The following is a 16,459-nucleotide window of genomic DNA, read 5'->3' as shown; positions in this document are numbered from 1 at the left end:
TCGAATTCCGGCCAGCGTGTTTAACGGGGCGCCTAAGATCAAAAGCTAAAAAGCCAGAGCCAGAGCCAGAGCTTCGGGTTTTTTCAGGTCCTTTATCGTGATTGTTTCACCTGATGAAATGCTGGATTGTGAATCCTGGTGATTCCAACGATCACGGCAGCGGTGGACCATGGCCGGCGTCGATAACCTTATTCTGGAGCCTGTCATGTCCCAAGCTGCGATCAAACTCTACGGTTTTCCGCTGTCCGGCCATTCCCATCGCGTGGAGCTGATGTTGTCCCTGCTGGGCTTGCCCACGGAGTTCATCCTGGTGGACCTCGCGCAAGGCGCGCACAAGTCGGCGGATTTTCTCGCCACGATCAACAGCTTTGGCCAGGTCCCGGCGATAGATGACAACGGCACCGTGCTGGCCGATTCCAATGCGATCCTGGTCTACCTGGCGAGCAAATACGGCAATGGCCAATGGTTGCCCAGCGACCCGGTAGGTCAGGCGCGTGTGCAGCGCTGGCTGTCAGCGGCGGCGGGTCAATTGCATGTGGGGCCGGCGTCTGCGCGACTGGCGGTGGTGTTTGGTGCCGAGGTCGATACCGTCAACGCCATCAGCCGCGCCCATGGTTTGTTGCACTTGGTGGAGCAGCAACTGAGCCACAGCCGCTTCCTCGCCAGTGAGCAGCCGAGCATTGCCGATATTGCCTTCTACACCTACATCGCCCATGCGCCGGAAGGCAATGTGTCGCTGGCCGACTACCCTCAAGTGCGTGCCTGGCTGGCCAGCATTGAAGCGTTGCCGGGGTTTGTCGGCATGCCGCGCACGGCGGCGGGTTTGCAACAGAAGGAGTGACGATGGACCGATTCCACGAAATGCAGGTGTTCCTCGCGGTAGCCGAAGAGGCCGGTTTTGCCGCCGCCTCCCGCCGTTTGAACACCTCGCCACCCAGTGTGACGCGGGCCATCGCCGCCATGGAGCAACGCATCGGCACCCAACTGCTGGCGCGCACCACCCGCAGCCTGCACCTGACCGAAGCCGGCCAGGGTTACCTGGAAGACTGCCGGCGCATCCTTGCTGAACTCGATGAAGCCGAAGAAGCGGCGGCGGGCAGCTACTCGATCCCCTGCGGGCACTTGACGGTGACCGCGCCGGTGCTGTTTGGCGAGCTGTATGTGGCGCCAGCGCTGGGAGCGTTTCTCGACCGCTTTCCGTTGGTGACGATCAACGCCTTGCTGGTGGATCGCGTGGTCAACCTGCATGACGAAGGGGTCGATGTGGCCGTGCGTATCGGCCACCTGCACGAGCCGGGGCAGCAGGCGATCAAGGTTGGTGAAGTGCGGCGGGTGGTGTGTGCGGCCCCCGGTTATCTCGATCAGCACGGGCGCCCCGAACACCCGTCGCAGTTGCGTGAAGCGAAGATCGCCACCACCTCCGCCAGCCAGCGTGTGAATGAATGGGCCTTTGTTGACGGCGGCCAGCCGCTGAACATACCCATCGAACCACGCCTGGTGGTCACGGCCAATAACGCCGCGATCAACCTCGCGCGCCAGGGTTGGGGCGTGACGCGGGTGCTGTCGTATCAAGTCGCGGCAGCGGTGGCGGCGGGAGAGTTGGAGATTATCCTTGAACGCTTTGAACCGTCGCCGCTGCCGATCCAGGTGGTGTTCCAGAAGAGCACGCGCGTGCCGGCGAAGGTCCACAGTTTTGTCGATTTTCTCAGCGCGCGCCTGGGCCAGGATGCCGCGCTGAACCGGCGCGACTGATGGAACGGTTTCGCGATATGCAACTGTTTGCCGCGTTGGCCGGGCAGCCGAGCCTGGCTGCGGCGGCGCGTGCGGCCCAGGTTTCTGGCCCGACCCTGATACGCGCGGTGGCCCGCCTGGAAGCGCGCCTGCGGGTGCCCTTGCTCACGCGCAGCACGCGGGGCGTTAGCCTCACCGACGTGGGCCACGCCTACCTGGACGACTGCCTGCACTTGCTGGCGGCGGTGGACGCCGCCGAAGCCTCGGCCAAAGGCATGCACGTGCAGGCCCAGGGCAATCTGCGGGTGTTCTTGCCGTTGCTGTTCAGCTGCTATGTGATGGCGCCGGTGTTGGCCAGCTACCTGGACCGCTATCCCGAGGTGCGCCTTGTCGCCCACTACCACGACTATTACCCGAACCTGCACGAAGAAGGGCTGGACGCGGCGATCCTGGTTGGCGAATTGCCCAACTCGTCACTGATTGCGCGGCCGGTGGGGCAGGTCCGCCAGATCCTGTGCGCAAGCCCTGGTTATCTCGAGGCCCACGGCGAACCCCGGACGCCAGAGGACCTCAAGCGCCATCGCCTGATCGCTCAAGCCGAAGAGGTGGATTGGGACTTTCCGGGCTATCAACTGCCGAGCTATCAACTCAAGGCCCGTGCCCGCTTGGGTTGCGCCACGGTGCAGGGCGCGATCAATGCGGCGGTGCACGGGGCAGGGCTGGTGCGCTGCCTGAGCTACCCGGCGCACGAGCACCTGCTCAGCGGGCAATTGCGCCGGGTGCTGCAGGCCTATGAGCCGCCACCGCTGCCGATTCACGTGGTGTACCGCGCAGGCCGCAACGCGCCGATGCGCGTGCGCAGCTTTGTCGATCACTGTGTGGCGGCACTGCGCACACATCCGGTATTTCAGTTGGCGTAATAGTGGATTGCCGCGGGTGGTGATTCTCTCTTTGCCGGGCAGGGCGCAGCATCGGGGCCTACAACCTGAGGTGGTCACCATGAACCTGATCGAACAATCTCCCTGGCACGCCGGCGAACGGCACCTGCAAGCCGCCGCGGGCGTGGCTGAGCGCATGGCAGTGGTGGGGCCCAAGGTCATTCGTGATCACCTGCCGGAACAGCACCGCGATTTCTATCCCCTGTTGCCGTACCTGTTGCTCGGTGTGGTGGACGAAAGCGGCACGCCGTGGGCGACGCTGGTGGAAGGCGCGCCGGGGTTTGCCCATTCACCCGACCCGCTGACATTGCAGATCGACAGCCTGCCGTCATCCAGCGACCCCGCCCGCGCTGGCGTGCGCGAGGGGGCTGCGGTGGGGGTGCTGGGCATCGACCTCAACACCCGCCGGCGCAACCGCATGAATGGCCGCATCGCAGCCCTTGATCATGAGGGTTTTTCGGTGCAGGTGGTGCACAGCTTTGGCAACTGCCCCAAGTACATCCAGCTGCGTCCGGTGGACGGGATTGCCCGCAAACCCGGCACGCGTGTGGAACGCAGCGACAGCCTGGATGAAGCGGCGCAAGCACTGATCCGCAACGCCGACACGTTCTTCGTCGCCAGCTATGTGGACACCGACGGCGCGCGCTCGGTGGATGTCTCCCTCCGTGGCGGTAACCGTGGTTTCGTGCGGGTCGAGGGCAATGTGCTGACCATCCCCGACTTTGCCGGCAACCTGTTCTTCAACACCCTGGGCAACTTGCAGATCAATCCGGTGGCAGGGTTGTTGTTTATCGATTTTGCCGCAGGGGATGTGGTGCAGATTGCCGGGCGCACCTCGCTGATCCTTGACGGGCCCCAGGTGGCTGAGTTTGAGGGCGCGCAGCGCTTGTGGACGCTCACCGTGGAGCAGGTGGTGAGACGCCCGGCGGCGTTGGCGTTGCGCTGGCAGTTTGCGCAGTTTTCGCCGTTTAGCCTGGCGACCGGGCGTTGGTAGCGGCTCGGCGGTGCAAGTGGCGCTGGAAATGTTGTCAGGTGTCAAACCGCCGGAGTGAGGGCACACCGGCGCATGAGCGCTTGACCGGCTTTTGCGCGTTGCGTACGGACCGGACGCAGGACCCGACAAGCCAGCTCCCACCGTTGAAGCCGTGGCGCTTTTGGCGCCGCGCTCAATAGCGAATCATCACCGACTTCAGCTCGGTGTAATCCTCAATGAACGCACTGCCAAACTCCCGGCCCACCCCGGAGGAGCGGTTGCCGCCAAAGGGCACCGCCGGGTCGAGCAGGGTGTGCATATTCACCCACAATGTTCCGGCGTTGATCGCCGGGACCATGCGCAGCGCCTTGCCCAGGTCATGGGTCCACAGGCTGGCGCTGAGGCCGTAGGGGCCCTGGTTCATCAACGCAAGCAGTTCGTCTTCGCTGTCGTAGGGCAGGAAGGTGGCGATGGGGCCGAAGGTTTCTTCAGTGAGCAGGGTGTCGTGGGCGTGGTTGGCCAGGATCACTGTGGGTTCGACGTAGCAGCCGGGGCGGTCGAGCAGGGTGCCGCCGTGGATGATCGTGTTGTTTTCGGCACGGGCCTGGGCGATGTAGCCGAGCAGTTTGAGCTGATGTTGGTGATGGGTGACCGGACCGAATTCGGTGCGTTCGTCCAGGGGGGAACCGATGGTCAGGCGGCTGAGGCGCTGCTTGAGTTTTTCCAGCACGGTGTCGATCTGCGAGCGGTGCACGTAGAAGCGTTCGGCCGCTGCGCAGATTTGCCCGGAGTGCAGAAAACCGGCCTCGATGATGCCTTCCACGGTCTTGTCCGCGTCCATGTCGCGCAGGAAACCCGCTGCGTTCTTGCCGCCCAGTTCCAGGGTCGCGCGGGTCAGGCCGGCGCCCATGGCGCTGCGGCCCACGGCAATCCCGGTGGGCACCGAGCCGGTGAACGACACCTTGTGCGTGCCGGGGTGTTCCACCAGGCCTTTGCCGACTTGGCCGCCGCCGGTGAGTACATTGAGCACGCCCTTGGGCAATCCGGCCTCGATGGCCAGTTCGGCGATGCGCAGGATGGTCAGCGGGGTGAACTCGCTGGGCTTGATGATGATGCTGCAACCGGTGACCAGCGCCGAGGCGAGTTTCCAGATGGCGATCATGGTCGAGAAGTTCCACGGCACGATGCCCACCACCACGCCCACCGGTTCGCGCAGGGTGAAGGCGGTGTAGCGTTCACCGTTGAAGGAGGGCAGCGACGGGGTAAGGGTCTGGCCGCTGATCTTGGTGGCCCAACCGGCGTAATAGCGCAAGAAGTGTGCAGCCTGGTCCACTTCGAACGCCCGGGAGATCTGGATGATCTTGCCCGACTGGCAGGTTTCGATCTGCGCCAGTTCCTCGCGGTTGCGCTCCAGCAAGTCGGCAAGCTTGAGCAGCACATGGCCGCGGGTCGCCGGTGCCGCCTGCGCCCACAACGCAAAGCCCTGGTTGGCCGAGGCCACCGCTGCGTCGATGTCTGTGCTGTCTGCATCGGCGACATGGGCGATGACCTTGCCGGTGGCCGGATTGGTCACGGCGAGGGTCTGGCTGGCGTGGCTGCGTACGTTGGCGCCATCGATGAAGAGCCCATGGTCACGACGTAGAAAAGCGTCGACTTGAGGCAGTAGCGCAATATCGCTCATGGCAGGTTCCTGGCAGTTCACTGAAGAAAAGCCGAGGGTAACCAACGGCCCCCCATGTGGCTTGACTGTGCCTGCCAGGTTTTATGCCTGTGCCTGCCCAAGCGTTTCAGAAGGGCACGGCGACCACCAGTTGGCTATAGACGTTGGTGCCGTTGCCGCCGACCTGGTTGCCGCCGGTTTCGGCATCCTTGTCGGGTTTGTACAGGCCGATCAGCGGGGTGATGATCAGGTGCTCGTTCACCGCCCATTCGGCGTACAGGTCCAGTTCACGCCCATCGAGGTTCAACTGGCCGCGAGTGCTGACGGTGTTGTAGTCGAAAAACAGCGCGCCGAGGGTGACGTTCTCCAGCGGCTTGACCTTCAGCGCTACGTGTTGCACCGCGGTGTTGGTGTTGTAGGGGCCGGAATAGTTGCCCGCCACTTCGCCCTGGACCCAGGTGCCGTAGCCGCGATTGAAACCGGCAAACATGGCGTCCCAGTGTTTTGAATAGCGGGCGTAGCGATAGGTCAGGTCGGGTGTCCAGGGCAGGTCGGCGAAGGTGTAGCCGGCTTCGGCGTAGCCGGCGTTTTCCTGGCCGTCGCGGCGGTCCTGGCGCGCCAGTTCGAAGGCGAAGTGCGCATTGTCGATGCCGGCATTGCCGGCGCCGCGAACGCTATAGAGGTTCATGCCCTTGCGTTGGCGTTGCACGTCGCTGGCGTAGCGCTCGTCCACGTCGATGCCGTGCAGATAGGTGAGCCCCAGGGTGCCCGGTACGGCGCTGTATTCCAGGGTGCCGCCGGCCATTTCGCTCATGGCCTGGGCGGGGTTGTCGGATTTGAACCAGAGCAGGCTGCCATGCACGCCGTCCTTGCCGCCGAGGCGGACCACCGCGGTTTTGTCGAAGGCGTGGCGCGCGGCGATGTAGTAGGCGCCGCCGCGATTGAACGCGCCGTCGCCCACGCCTTTACCGAGGTTGGGGCCGTCGTCGTTGAGTATGAAACCGTCGCCGAGGGTGAGGACCTGGCGGCCGAACGACAGGTCCACTCCGTCCTTGCCCAGCGCCGGGAACAGCTCGCCGGAGCGCCAGCCGGCGAAGGCTTCGTCAAACTTGGTGGTGCGCTCCTGGCCGGTGGTGACGCCGGACGCATCGCCATCGCCCCAGGTGCCGGAACTCACCAGGTTGGCGGTGCCGTACACGCCGCCCAGGGTGCCCAGGTTCTGTTCGACGCTGAGGCCGTACTTGATAAAGCCCTCGCGCCAGGTGGAGCCGCCGCTGCGGCCGTCGTAGTTTTTCGGGCTGTTGAACAGGCCGTACACGGCGAGGAAGTTGCCGGTGACCTTGGTGTCGTCATCGGCATACAGCTCGACCGCCTGGGCCTGGCCCGCCAGCAGCGTGATAGCCAGGCCGACCGCCTGGCCGAGGCGGCGATTTTTCAGTGTGTGCTCCATTGTTATTGTCCCCAGCTTGGTTGAGAGTGAGGGCGCATTAGGGCGAGCGCTGGGGGCCCAAGTCTTTCTCCTGCGTGCCAGGGATTTGACCCTGGCCGCCAGGCACCAGGCCGTGGCAGGGAGCAACAAAACCGGCGGCAGACAGGGGCAAGACGGCCAATACGGGTGGGGCGCAGAGTGCCGACACATTCCAAAAAACGCTTTCGAGGACCCCACCATGTCGAGCAATGACCGACTCACCGCGCACCTCAACCGAGGCACGGTAGGTTTCCCCACCGCACTGGCCAGTACCATCGGCCTGATCATGGCCAGCCCGGTGATTCTCACCGCCACCATGGGCTTCGGTATCGGCGGCAGTGCCTTTGCCCTGGCGATGCTGATCGCCGTGGTGATGATGCTGGCCCAGGCGACGACGTTTGCCGAGGCCGCTGCGATCCTGCCCACCACCGGCTCGGTGTACGACTACATCAACTGCGGCATGGGGCGTTTTTTCGCGATCACCGGCACGTTGTCGGCCTACCTGATCGTGCACGTGTTTGCCGGCACCGCCGAGACCATCCTGGCCGGGGTCATGGCACTGGTGAACTTCGAACACCTCAACACGCTGGCGGAGTCGGCCGGTGGCTCGTGGCTGCTGGGGGTGGGCTTCGTGATCGTGTTCGGCGTACTGAATGCCTTTGGCGTGAGCGCGTTTGGGCGCGCGGAAATCATCCTCACGTTTGGCATGTGGACCACGCTGATGGTGTTTGGCGTGCTGGGCCTGATCGCCGCGCCAGCGGTGCAATTGGATGGCTGGTTCGGCGAGTCGCTGGTGGGCACCGACCTGATCACCGTGCTGTCGCTGGTGGGCATGGCGATGTTCATGTTTGTCGGCTGCGAGTTCGTCACGCCGCTGGCGCCGGACTTGCGCCAATCGGCCAGGGTGATGCCGCGCGCGATGATGCTGGGCCTGGTGGGGGTGGCGACGTGCATGTTCATCTACGGCGCGGCGATGAAGCGCCAGGTGGAAAACGTGGTACTGGATGCCGCCTCGGGCGTGCACCTGCTGGATACACCGATGGCCATCCCCAGGTTCGCCGAACAGGTGATGGGACAGGTCGGGCCGATGTGGTTGGGCATAGGCTTTCTGTTTGCCGGCGCGGCAACCATCAACACCTTGATGGCCGGGGTGCCACGGATTCTCTATGGCATGGCGGTGGATGGAGCGTTGCCCAAGGTCTTCACCTACCTGCACCCGCGTTTCAAGACGCCGCTGCTGTGCATCCTGGTGGCGATGCTGATTCCATGCCTGCACGCGCTGTACCTGGGCGGCAATACCGACAACATCATGCACCTGGTGCTCGCGGCGGTGTGTGCGTGGAGCTTTGCCTACCTGCTGGTGACGGTGTCGGTGGTGATCCTGCGCATTCGTCGGCCGGACCTGCCCCGCGCGTATCGCTCGCCGTGGTTTCCGCTGCCGCAGGTCGTGTCGAGCCTTGGCATCCTGCTGGGCATGTGGTTCATCACGCCACCGGGCATGAACCCCTCGGACATCTACGTGCCGTTTGGCGTGATGCTGGGCGGGACAGCGGTGTATGCATTGTTCTGGACCCTGGTGGTACAGAAGGTCAATCCTTTCAAACCGGCCTCCGTGGAGGAGGTGCTGGCAAAGGAGTTCAGTCATCAACCGGAGCATGCTGATGGCGGTTATCGCGACTTTGCGCCAAAAACTGTTTGAGCTGTTGCGTGCGGACCGTGCCCCGGCGGGCTATCGGCCGGGGGTGACCCTGGCGCATGTACGACGCAATCTCGGGCCGGCGAACGCTGAACTGGCGGAGCTGGACGTCGAGATGGTGGAGCGCACCGAATCGCAGTTGTTGATGCACCTGGTGATGACCGAATTCGTGCTGCGCGTGCCTGCCGCGACAGGGGGCACGGCGAGCTTCGAAGTGCACCATGGCGGCGCGATTCGGCGCCACGGCATTCGCCTGCGGCGGCGCTCCGGCAACCCGGCACTGGGGCGTGAGTTGCAGGCGCGAGTGCAGGCGGACACAGGGTTGTTCCAGGCGCTGATGCCCCTGGATTTCAAGCGCCTGCGCATCGAACTGCACAACCTGCAATGGTGTGTGCGCCTGGAGCATATGGGCGGCAGCGAAGTGGTCAATCGCATGCCGGCGTTCCGGCGTTACATCGCCCTGAGCCCGGTGCAGCGTGATCACTTGCTCGCCAGCCTGGCGGGCCTGCAACGGCTGTTGGCAACCCTCTGATTGGCATCAATAGTGCAACCGCAATGGCAAGACAGGTAGTTGTTGCGTGGCAATAGATAACATGTTAACTATTGCCGCAGAACAACAAAAACAAGCCATTGCGGAGGCACCCCATGAGCGTCCCACAGCATGCACACGACGGGCTGGATACCTGGAATCGGGAACTGCGCGACGCGTGCGGTTATTTCGATACCGAACTGGCCTTCAACCGTTCACTGTTCATCGGCGAGATCAGCAACTTGCCGCGCGGGCTGGCCATTTTGCGCACCAATGCCGGGCTGATCAAACGTCCGGCGCACCATGCCGACCATGACAATGACCAGGACTGTTTCCTGGTCAGCCAGCGCAGCGGTTATTCGCAGATCGTACAGAACGGCCAGACCCTGCAACTGGCCCCCGGCGAGATGCTGCTGATGGACTCGGTGGGCTCCATCGAAATCATCCCCTTCGGCCTTATTGAACATGCGTCGCTGTCCCTGTCGCGCACGGACGTGTGCAAGCACCTGGGCGGCGATGGCCGTGCGTTTGGCAAGATCTCCTCGAACAAGGCCTGCGGACGCATGCTGCATGTGCTGATGGACCAGTTGTGCAAGGACAGCACCGAAGACGGTGGCGGCGAGGTGGAAGCGTTGCAGGCGGCGTTCGTCTCGCTGCTGGGCTCGGCCCTGGAGCAGGGCGACGAGTGCCGTGAAGGGGCGGCGGCGCTGCACGGCAACAACCTGCGCAGCTATGTGCAGAAGGTGATCGATGAGTCACTGAGCCAGCCCGGCCTGAGCCCGATCGGCCTGGCCAGCCGCCTGAACATTTCAGTGCGGCACCTGTACCGTCTGTTCGAGGAACAAGATGACAGCGTCTGCCGATACATCCAGCGGGCGCGGCTCAAACGCAGCGCGGATGACCTGACCAACCCGTTCCTGCGCAGCGAGTCAATCACCTCGATTGCCTATAAATGGGGGTTTACCGACTCGGCGCATTTCAGCCGTTCGTTCAAGAAGCAGTTTGAAGTGTCGCCGAAGGATTTTCGCTCGAGCCGGATGCAGGCAGTGGGCGCCTGAATGAACCCATGTGGGCGCGAATGTGCGCCCACCTTTGAATCACACTTCAGACTTCCGGCAGGGTGGACCCGCCATCGACCACCAGGGTTTGCCCTGTGATGTAACCGGCCAACTCAGACGCCAGAAACACCATCGCTCCGGCAATATCCGCCGCCACCCCCAACCGCCCCAATGGCACGCTGCTGGCAATGCTGGCATTGAGCGTCGCATCCCCCAGGTTGCCCATCGCCGGAGTGGCGATCATGCCGGGCTCGACGCCGTTTACCCGCACATTCAGCGGCGCCAGTTCCAGCGCTGCGTTGCGGATGAACCCGTTGACCCCGGCTTTGGACGCCGCGTAATGGCTCAAGCCAGGATAGCCAACCCGGTTGCCAGTGACCGAAGACGTCACCAGCACACAACCCCGGCCTTGGTGGCGAAACATCGGCAACGCCGCCTGGGTCAGCCAGAACAGCGCTGACAGGTTGACCGCCAGCGTGCGTTGCAGGATCGCCGGGGTGATCGCTTCAAAGGCGGTCAGCGGAAAATACCCGGCGTTGTGCACCAGGATATCCAGCTGCGGCAACGCTTGAACGCAGCCGAGCACGGCCTCGGCGTCTGCCAGGTCAACACCCACGGCCTCGACGCGATCCCCTTGCGCACACAGGGCGGCGGCAACCGCCTGGGCCTGCTCCAGCAGGCGGTCGGCAATCACTACCCGGGCGCCACGCCGGGCAAACGCTTCGACAATCCCCAGGCCAATGCCCTGGGCGCCGCCGGTGACCAGCACCACCTGCCCGCTGAAATCCAGGTCATTGGGCATGGGCGGGCTCCAGGCGTGTAAAGGCCAGTGTCGGCACATCGACGATGCTCGAACCACCGTCCGCCACCAACGTGGCTCCGGTGATGATCGACGCGTCGCGCGAGGCCAGGAAGCGGCACACCTTGGCGATTTCTTCGGCCTGGGCGGCGCGGCGCAATGGCACGTCGGCGCAGACCCGTGCATAGGCTTGCTGCAGTGTGTCGCCGTAGGCGTCCATGAGCGGCTGCATCTCTGCATCGGCCATGGGGGTGTGCACCCAGCCCGGGCACACGGCGTTCACCCGTACCCCGAGGGGGCCATAGTCCCGCGCCAGGGAGCGGTTCAAACCGAGCAGCGCATGCTTGGCCGTGGTGTAGCCGCACACCTCGGGCCCCGCTGCCAGCGAGGCGATGGAGCCGATCAGCACGATGTTTCCCGCATTTGCCTGCAATAACGGCAGGCAGGCGCGGGCGCTGTAGAACGCGCTGTCGAGGTTGCTGCGCAGGGCGCCTTCCCAGGTGGCGGGGCTGGTCTGGGTGGCGCTGCCCAGGCCATGGCCGCCTGCACAGGCCAGCAGCACATCGAGGCGCGCGCAATGGGCATGGATCTGGCGGATGAAATCGTCCCAGGTCGCCGGGCAGGCGGCATCGCCCACCAGGATCAGGCCGCCGGTTTCACGCGCCACCTGTTCCAAGGGGGCGCGGCGTCGGCCGATCAGCACCAGTTGCGCACCTTCCTGGGCATACAGCCGGGCACACGCGGCGCCGATGCCCGTGCCGGCGCCGGTGATCACCACTGTGCGGGCCTCAGTCATGCGGATATTCCGTGCGGTTGAGCACCCGGCAATAGGCGCTGACCGGGAAGTTCGACAACGCATCGAAGGAGGCACCGGCGTACCCGAAGATCTTGCCGTCACTGCGCTGCTGTTGCAGGTCGATCAATACCAGGCCGAGGGTGGGTACGATCTTTTCCTGCCACACAAACAGGTACAGCTGTTCGGCGATCTTGTAGTAATGGCAGCGATCGGTGTCGCACAAACCTTGCTCCACACCTTGCAAGCATTGCCAGGCGTAAAAGCGTTCGTTGAGGTAGATGTGTTCGTAGACTTCGCTGGGGCTGTAGCGATATTGGTTGCGCAGGCCCACCAGTTCATCGGTGGGTGTGTGCAGGCAGTGGCCGTCCTGCCAGGGGCGGTCGAGGCTGCCGTGCAGGAAATCCACCTGCACCGAGGTCAATGGCTTGCCGGCGAGGGCGCGGTGGTAGAGGCCTTCGTGGGTCTCCTGCGGGGACGGCAGGCTGCCGATCACCGCCGTGAACGAGGCGCCCTGGGTGTCCAGCACCAGGCTGATGGACCAACTGTGCCCGGCTTCGTGCTTGATGAAATCCACCAGGTACAACCCCGGGCGGATGGAGGTGGCGCGGTACGGTGCGCTGCCGCTTGAGTGACCATCGGCGGCGTGCCAGGCCAGGCTGGCCGATTCGAAACGGTGCTCGATCTGCCAGCCGTTGGCGAAGTGCAGGGTGAAGGCCCGGCCGGCCAGGTCGGCACGGTTGGGCAGGATGAACGCTGCTGGGGCGAAACCGTCGGCGAGTGCGCCCACGGTGATCCAGTTGGACGAACTCGTCATGGCAACGTCTCCCTTAGACGACGGCGAAGTAATGTTTGACGAAGCTTTCGCTGAGCACTTCCCACAGCACAGGGGTGCCCTTGGTCACGAACCAGCTGTCACCTGCCTGGTAGCGCGTGGACTGGCCGGTGGCCTCATCGGTGAGCAGCACTTCGCCGGTCACGACGGTGGCTTGTTCGGTGAACGGGTAGACCATGCGGAACTTGCCCTGGGTGGTGCCGAAGTAGGCACTGCTGACCGGGTCGGTGGGCGCGCCGAAGGTCATTTTGCCAAAGGCGCGCACTTCGCCTTCGAGGATCTGGGAACCGAGGTCGGCCACGGTGCCCCAGGCGTCGAGTTCGGACAGCTGGATATTGTGCTTGAGGGTGGTAAGGGTCATGGCAGTTGCTCCTGATGAGTAAAAAATGGTTTAGCGGCGCCCGTTCCAGTAGCCGGAAAGCTGGTGCCAGGATTTGCCCGCCGTCAGCAGCAAGGGGCGGATCGCGTCCTTGCCGATGATGGTCGGGCGCGGGATCGAGCTGACCAGGTCATAGCGCGCCGAGCCTTCGCTCATGCCTTCGGCCAGGACCTTGCAGATGATGTGGCTGGGGGTCACGCCAAAGCCCGAATAGCCCTGTACGAAAAACGCATTGCTGCGCCCTGGCAGGGTACCGATCTGCGGAAACAGGTTGGGGCTGCATGCCATCGGACCGCCCCAGGCCAGATCGATTTTCACGTCCTTGAGGTAGGGGAAGATCTTCAGCATCAGGCGCCGGTTCCACGCCTTGAGGTCGCCGGGAATATGCTCCACCAAGGGGGTCGCAGCGCCGAACAGCAGACGGTTTTCATTGGTCACGCGGTAGTAGTCGATCACCGGGCGGATGTCGCTGTAGGCGCCGCGAATCGGGCTGATACGCTGGATCAATTCCTCGGGCAACGGCTCGGTCATCATCTGGAATGCGTAGGTGTTGATGGTCGAGCGGTGCAGCTCGGGCTCAAGTTTGTTGAGGAAACTGTCGCAGGCCCACAGCAACTTGCTCGCGCGCACCGAACCGCGGCCGGTGCGCACGGTGATGCGTTCGCCGTAGCTGACGTCCAGCGCCGGGCTGTTCTCGAAAATCCGCACGCCGTGGCTGGCCAGTGCGCTGGCTTCGCCCAGCAGCAGGTTCAGCGAGTGCACATGCCCGCCGCCCATGTGCAGCAGGGCGCTGGTGTAGGCGTTGGAACCGATGATCTGCTGCACGTCGGCGCCGCCGAGAAAACGGATCTCGTGCTGGCTGTTGATCGACTTGAAATCCTTCTCCCAGGCGCGCAGGGTTTTTTCCTGGCGGGCGTTGAACCCCATATAGCCGTAGCCGTGGCAGAAGTCCGCATCGATGTTGTACTTGGCGATGCGGTTCTTGATGATGTCGGCGCCCAGGTCGCTGATCTCGAACACCTGGCGCAGGCCGTCCTCGCCGACGTCCTTCTTGATCTTTTCCAGGTCGTGGCCGATGCCGGCCATGATCTGCCCGCCATTGCGCCCGGTGCCGCCAAAACCCAGGTAGCGCGCTTCGAGCACGACGATATTGGTGATGCCCTTTTCCGCCAGTTCCAGCGCCGTGTTGATTCCGGAGAAACCGCCGCCGATCACTACGACGTCGGCGTCAATGTCTTGCTCCAGCGTGGGAAAACTCAGGTTGTACTTCTTGGTGGCGGTGTAATACGTGGGGGTTTCGATGTTGATCATGGCGCAGCCTGAAAGGTGAAGGAAGGCTCTAAAGCGGATGCCTCCATTAAGGGCCCTGACGGGGTGGAAGTCTTGATCCTGCGTGCCCAGGCTTTTGATTCAGGGCGCCATGGGCGGCGCGATCAACAAGTTATAGCGCGCTCGAAGGCCGGGAATGCTAGAGTTTCGTTAAATTATTAACTAAATCCCCCGTGACCCTGATCCCTATGCTCAAACCTCGCCAATCCTTGACCTTGACCCTGTTGCAAGCCCGCGAAGCGGCCATGAGTTTCTTTCGCCCGTCCTTGAATGAACACGGCCTGACCGAACAGCAATGGCGGATCATCCGCATCCTTGAACAGCACGGTGAGCTGGAGATTTACCAGTTGGCGGAACTGGCCTGCATCCTCAAGCCGAGCATGACCGGCGTGCTGGTGCGCATGGAAAGCGCCGGCATGGTGCACCGGCGCAAGGCCGAGCAAGACCAGCGGCGGGTACTGGTGACGCTGGCCGACAAGGGCAGGGCGAGTTTCGAGTCCATGCGCCATTGCATGGAGGCCAACTACCAGCGTTTGCAGGATCAGTTCGGCGAAGAGAAGTTGCAGACCCTGCTGGGCTTGCTGGATGACTTGAAGAACATCAACCTCAAGCGCTGAATCAACACCTGACTCCCCACAGGGGATCTCAGTAGACGCCGCCGGCATTGACTGGCGTGGGAATGCCTTTGAATGTCCCCGCCAGTGCCTGCAGCCCGCGCATCAACACCGTGGTGTCTACGCCCACCGCCACAAACGTCGCACCCAATTCGATATAGCGCCGCGCCAGGCGCTCATCCGCACTGAGAATGCCCGCCGCCTTGCCCGATTGCACGATGCGCCCGATGGCGTCTTCAATCGCCGCCTGCACATCCGGATGCCCCGGGTTACCCCGGTGCCCCATCGACGCGCTCAGATCTGCGGGCCCAATGAACACCCCGTCCACACCCTCCACGGCGGCAATCTCACCCAGGTTCGCCAGGCCTGGAAGGTTCTCGATCTGCACCAACAGGCACATCTGCTCATCCGCTTGATCGAGATAACCCGCGATGCTGTTCCAGCGTGACGCTCGCGCCAGGGCGCTGCCCACCCCGCGAATGCCGTGGGGTGGGTAGCGCATGGCGCGCACCAGTTCGCGGGCCTGGGCGGCGCTTTCGACCATGGGCACCAGCAGCGTCTGGGCGCCGATGTCGAGCAGTTGCTTGATCCGCGCACTGTCGCCGATCACCGGGCGAATCAGCGCCTGGCTGGGGTAGGGCGCCACCGCCTGCAACTGGCCGAGCATGCCGTGCAGGTGGTTGGGGGCGTGTTCGCCGTCGATCAACAGCCAGTCGAAGCCGGCATTGGCGGCCAGTTCGGCACAGTAGGCGTCGGCGAGGCCGAGCCACAGGCCGATTTGCACGTCGCCTTGGTGCAGGCGTTGTTTGAAGCGGTTGACGGGCAGGTCCATGACAATCCTCCAGGGTTCAGACGAAGCGGCAGGCAATCGATCCCAGCATGTCGTAATCGACATGGAAGGTGTCACCGGGATGGGCCGCCACAGGGCGGGTAAACGAGCCACCGAGAATGATTTGTCCCGCCAGCAAGGTCACGTCATAGGGCGCCAGTTTGTTCGCCAGCCAGGCCACGCCCTTGGCCGGGTGGTTGAGCACGGCGGCGGACACTCCGGATTCTTCGATCACACCGTTGCGGTAGAGCACTGCAGGCACTTTGCGCAGATCGATCTCGGTGGGCCGTACGGCACGGCCGCCGAGCACCACACCGGCGTTGGCGGCGTTGTCGGAGATAGTGTCGAAGACCTTGCGCGTGGCCTGGGTCTGCGGGTCGATCTGCTGGATGCGCGCGTCGATGATCTCCAGCGCCGGGATCACCCATTCGGTTGCGTCGAGTACATCGAATACCGTGCAGTTCGGGCCCTTGAGGGGTTTGCCGAGGACAAACGCCAGCTCCACTTCCACCCGTGGCACGATGAAGCGGGCGAAGGGAATATCGCTGCCCTCGTCGAAAAACATGTCATCGAGCAGCGCACCGTAGTCGGGTTCGCTGATGTTCGACGAGACCTGCATGGCCCGCGACGTCAGGCCGATCTTGTGGCCCTTCAGCGTGCGTCCGTCCTTGATCTTCTGCGCGACCCAGGCGCGCTGGATGGCGTAGGCGTCTTCAACGGTCATGTCCGGGTAGTCGAGGGAAAACTGGCGCACCTGTGCGCGGCTGCGTTCGGCGCGGTCCAGTTGGGCGGCGGCGGCGAGGATTTGCTGGGCGTCAAGCATGGCAA

Annotated in this window: 17 protein-coding genes; 8 read left to right on the top strand and 9 right to left on the bottom strand. The window is 63.6% G+C overall.

What is annotated here, in order from left to right; genetic code table 11:
- Nucleotides 1–205: 205 nt before the first annotated feature.
- The 4 genes from B348_RS0102310 (at nucleotide 206) to B348_RS0102295 (ending at nucleotide 3,663) form a co-directional block, all read left to right on the top strand.
- Nucleotides 206–841 carry a glutathione S-transferase family protein gene (locus tag B348_RS0102310; protein ID WP_017734550.1) on the top strand — a complete coding sequence of 212 codons (636 nt, stop codon included), beginning with the start codon at nucleotides 206–208 and terminating at the stop codon, nucleotides 839–841.
- A 2-nt stretch (nucleotides 842–843) separates the two neighbouring features.
- Nucleotides 844–1,752: a LysR family transcriptional regulator gene (locus B348_RS0102305; protein ID WP_017734549.1), complete on the top strand. Its 909-nt coding sequence runs from the start codon at nucleotides 844–846 to the stop codon at nucleotides 1,750–1,752.
- The gene (locus tag B348_RS0102300; protein ID WP_017734548.1) at nucleotides 1,752–2,651 is read left to right on the top strand and encodes a LysR family transcriptional regulator; all 900 of its coding nucleotides are present in this window, start codon (nucleotides 1,752–1,754) and stop codon (nucleotides 2,649–2,651) included. Before B348_RS0102305 ends, B348_RS0102300 begins: the two co-directional genes overlap by 1 nt.
- Nucleotides 2,652–2,730: 79 nt before the next feature.
- Nucleotides 2,731–3,663 (top strand): pyridoxamine 5'-phosphate oxidase family protein, encoded by a 933-nt coding sequence (locus B348_RS0102295; RefSeq protein WP_017734547.1) that lies wholly within the window; start codon nucleotides 2,731–2,733, stop codon nucleotides 3,661–3,663.
- 172 nt (nucleotides 3,664–3,835) lie between these two features.
- On the opposite strand, the gene B348_RS0102290 is transcribed toward B348_RS0102295, so the two are convergent.
- Nucleotides 3,836–5,323, bottom strand: a complete 1,488-nt coding sequence (locus B348_RS0102290; protein ID WP_017734546.1) for an aldehyde dehydrogenase family protein — start codon at nucleotides 5,321–5,323, stop codon at nucleotides 3,836–3,838.
- Between the two features lie 106 nt (nucleotides 5,324–5,429).
- The gene (locus B348_RS0102285) at nucleotides 5,430–6,752 is read right to left on the bottom strand and encodes a hypothetical protein (RefSeq protein WP_017734545.1); all 1,323 of its coding nucleotides are present in this window, start codon (nucleotides 6,750–6,752) and stop codon (nucleotides 5,430–5,432) included.
- A 217-nt stretch (nucleotides 6,753–6,969) separates the two neighbouring features.
- Between B348_RS0102285 and B348_RS0102280 the strand changes: the two genes are divergently transcribed.
- From B348_RS0102280 to feaR, 3 genes are all read left to right on the top strand, one after another.
- A complete protein-coding gene (locus B348_RS0102280) occupies nucleotides 6,970–8,469 on the top strand; it encodes an APC family permease (protein ID WP_017734544.1) in 1,500 nt (499 codons plus the stop codon).
- On the top strand, nucleotides 8,432–8,998 hold the full coding sequence (locus tag B348_RS0102275) for a DUF3156 family protein (RefSeq protein ID WP_026136495.1): 567 nt from the start codon (nucleotides 8,432–8,434) through the stop codon (nucleotides 8,996–8,998). Before B348_RS0102280 ends, B348_RS0102275 begins: the two co-directional genes overlap by 38 nt.
- Before the next feature lie 113 nt (nucleotides 8,999–9,111).
- Complete coding sequence (gene feaR / locus B348_RS0102270; protein ID WP_017734542.1) at nucleotides 9,112–10,053, top strand: transcriptional regulator FeaR; 942 nt, start codon at nucleotides 9,112–9,114, stop codon at nucleotides 10,051–10,053.
- A 46-nt stretch (nucleotides 10,054–10,099) separates the two neighbouring features.
- On the opposite strand, the gene B348_RS0102265 is transcribed toward feaR, so the two are convergent.
- From B348_RS0102265 to B348_RS0102245, 5 genes are read right to left on the bottom strand one after another with little or no spacing between them, the layout of a single operon-like run.
- Nucleotides 10,100–10,855 (bottom strand): SDR family oxidoreductase, encoded by a 756-nt coding sequence (locus B348_RS0102265; RefSeq protein ID WP_017734541.1) that lies wholly within the window; start codon nucleotides 10,853–10,855, stop codon nucleotides 10,100–10,102.
- Nucleotides 10,845–11,648, bottom strand: a complete 804-nt coding sequence (locus tag B348_RS0102260) for an SDR family NAD(P)-dependent oxidoreductase (protein WP_017734540.1) — start codon at nucleotides 11,646–11,648, stop codon at nucleotides 10,845–10,847. Before B348_RS0102260 ends, B348_RS0102265 begins: the two co-directional genes overlap by 11 nt.
- Nucleotides 11,641–12,462, bottom strand: a complete 822-nt coding sequence (locus B348_RS0102255) for a molybdenum cofactor biosynthesis F family protein (RefSeq protein ID WP_017734539.1) — start codon at nucleotides 12,460–12,462, stop codon at nucleotides 11,641–11,643. The genes B348_RS0102260 and B348_RS0102255 overlap by 8 nt, the downstream gene beginning before the upstream one ends.
- Nucleotides 12,463–12,475: 13 nt before the next feature.
- On the bottom strand, nucleotides 12,476–12,841 hold the full coding sequence (locus B348_RS0102250) for a cupin domain-containing protein (RefSeq protein ID WP_017734538.1): 366 nt from the start codon (nucleotides 12,839–12,841) through the stop codon (nucleotides 12,476–12,478).
- Nucleotides 12,842–12,871: 30 nt separating this feature from the next.
- On the bottom strand, nucleotides 12,872–14,170 hold the full coding sequence (locus tag B348_RS0102245; protein WP_017734537.1) for an FAD-binding oxidoreductase: 1,299 nt from the start codon (nucleotides 14,168–14,170) through the stop codon (nucleotides 12,872–12,874).
- Nucleotides 14,171–14,376: 206 nt separating this feature from the next.
- On the opposite strand from B348_RS0102245, the gene hpaR reads away from it, so the two are divergent.
- Nucleotides 14,377–14,805, top strand: a complete 429-nt coding sequence (gene hpaR, locus B348_RS0102240) for a homoprotocatechuate degradation operon regulator HpaR (protein ID WP_017734536.1) — start codon at nucleotides 14,377–14,379, stop codon at nucleotides 14,803–14,805.
- Between the two features lie 28 nt (nucleotides 14,806–14,833).
- Here hpaR and hpaI read toward each other — a convergent pair whose 3' ends face one another.
- Both hpaI and hpaH read right to left on the bottom strand, forming a co-directional pair.
- Nucleotides 14,834–15,634: a 4-hydroxy-2-oxoheptanedioate aldolase gene (gene hpaI, locus B348_RS0102235; RefSeq protein ID WP_017734535.1), complete on the bottom strand. Its 801-nt coding sequence runs from the start codon at nucleotides 15,632–15,634 to the stop codon at nucleotides 14,834–14,836.
- A 16-nt stretch (nucleotides 15,635–15,650) separates the two neighbouring features.
- Nucleotides 15,651–16,454 carry a 2-oxo-hept-4-ene-1,7-dioate hydratase gene (hpaH, locus tag B348_RS0102230; protein ID WP_017734534.1) on the bottom strand — a complete coding sequence of 268 codons (804 nt, stop codon included), beginning with the start codon at nucleotides 16,452–16,454 and terminating at the stop codon, nucleotides 15,651–15,653.
- Nucleotides 16,455–16,459 lie beyond the last annotated feature (5 nt).

It is taken from the genome of Pseudomonas sp. CBZ-4, from assembly GCF_000346755.1.
In the GTDB taxonomy this organism is placed as follows: Bacteria; Pseudomonadota; Gammaproteobacteria; order Pseudomonadales; family Pseudomonadaceae; genus Aquipseudomonas.
The sequence above is the reverse complement of the archived record's forward strand: the minus strand, read 5'-3'. Positions and strand labels throughout refer to the sequence as shown.

Coding starts and splice junctions, on each gene's coding strand:
- B348_RS0102265 (WP_017734541.1), bottom strand. CDS start 10,855: ATGCCCAATGACCTGGATTTCAGCGGGCAGGTGGTGCTGGTCACCGGC.
- B348_RS0102275 (WP_026136495.1), top strand. CDS start 8,432: ATGGCGGTTATCGCGACTTTGCGCCAAAAACTGTTTGAGCTGTTGCGT.
- B348_RS0102260 (WP_017734540.1), bottom strand. CDS start 11,648: ATGACTGAGGCCCGCACAGTGGTGATCACCGGCGCCGGCACGGGCATC.
- B348_RS0102305 (WP_017734549.1), top strand. CDS start 844: ATGGACCGATTCCACGAAATGCAGGTGTTCCTCGCGGTAGCCGAAGAG.
- B348_RS0102280 (WP_017734544.1), top strand. CDS start 6,970: ATGTCGAGCAATGACCGACTCACCGCGCACCTCAACCGAGGCACGGTA.
- hpaR (WP_017734536.1), top strand. CDS start 14,377: ATGCTCAAACCTCGCCAATCCTTGACCTTGACCCTGTTGCAAGCCCGC.
- B348_RS0102290 (WP_017734546.1), bottom strand. CDS start 5,323: ATGAGCGATATTGCGCTACTGCCTCAAGTCGACGCTTTTCTACGTCGT.
- B348_RS0102255 (WP_017734539.1), bottom strand. CDS start 12,462: ATGACGAGTTCGTCCAACTGGATCACCGTGGGCGCACTCGCCGACGGT.
- B348_RS0102245 (WP_017734537.1), bottom strand. CDS start 14,170: ATGATCAACATCGAAACCCCCACGTATTACACCGCCACCAAGAAGTAC.
- B348_RS0102300 (WP_017734548.1), top strand. CDS start 1,752: ATGGAACGGTTTCGCGATATGCAACTGTTTGCCGCGTTGGCCGGGCAG.
- B348_RS0102310 (WP_017734550.1), top strand. CDS start 206: ATGTCCCAAGCTGCGATCAAACTCTACGGTTTTCCGCTGTCCGGCCAT.
- B348_RS0102285 (WP_017734545.1), bottom strand. CDS start 6,752: ATGGAGCACACACTGAAAAATCGCCGCCTCGGCCAGGCGGTCGGCCTG.
- B348_RS0102250 (WP_017734538.1), bottom strand. CDS start 12,841: ATGACCCTTACCACCCTCAAGCACAATATCCAGCTGTCCGAACTCGAC.
- feaR (WP_017734542.1), top strand. CDS start 9,112: ATGAGCGTCCCACAGCATGCACACGACGGGCTGGATACCTGGAATCGG.
- hpaI (WP_017734535.1), bottom strand. CDS start 15,634: ATGGACCTGCCCGTCAACCGCTTCAAACAACGCCTGCACCAAGGCGAC.
- hpaH (WP_017734534.1), bottom strand. CDS start 16,454: ATGCTTGACGCCCAGCAAATCCTCGCCGCCGCCGCCCAACTGGACCGC.
- B348_RS0102295 (WP_017734547.1), top strand. CDS start 2,731: ATGAACCTGATCGAACAATCTCCCTGGCACGCCGGCGAACGGCACCTG.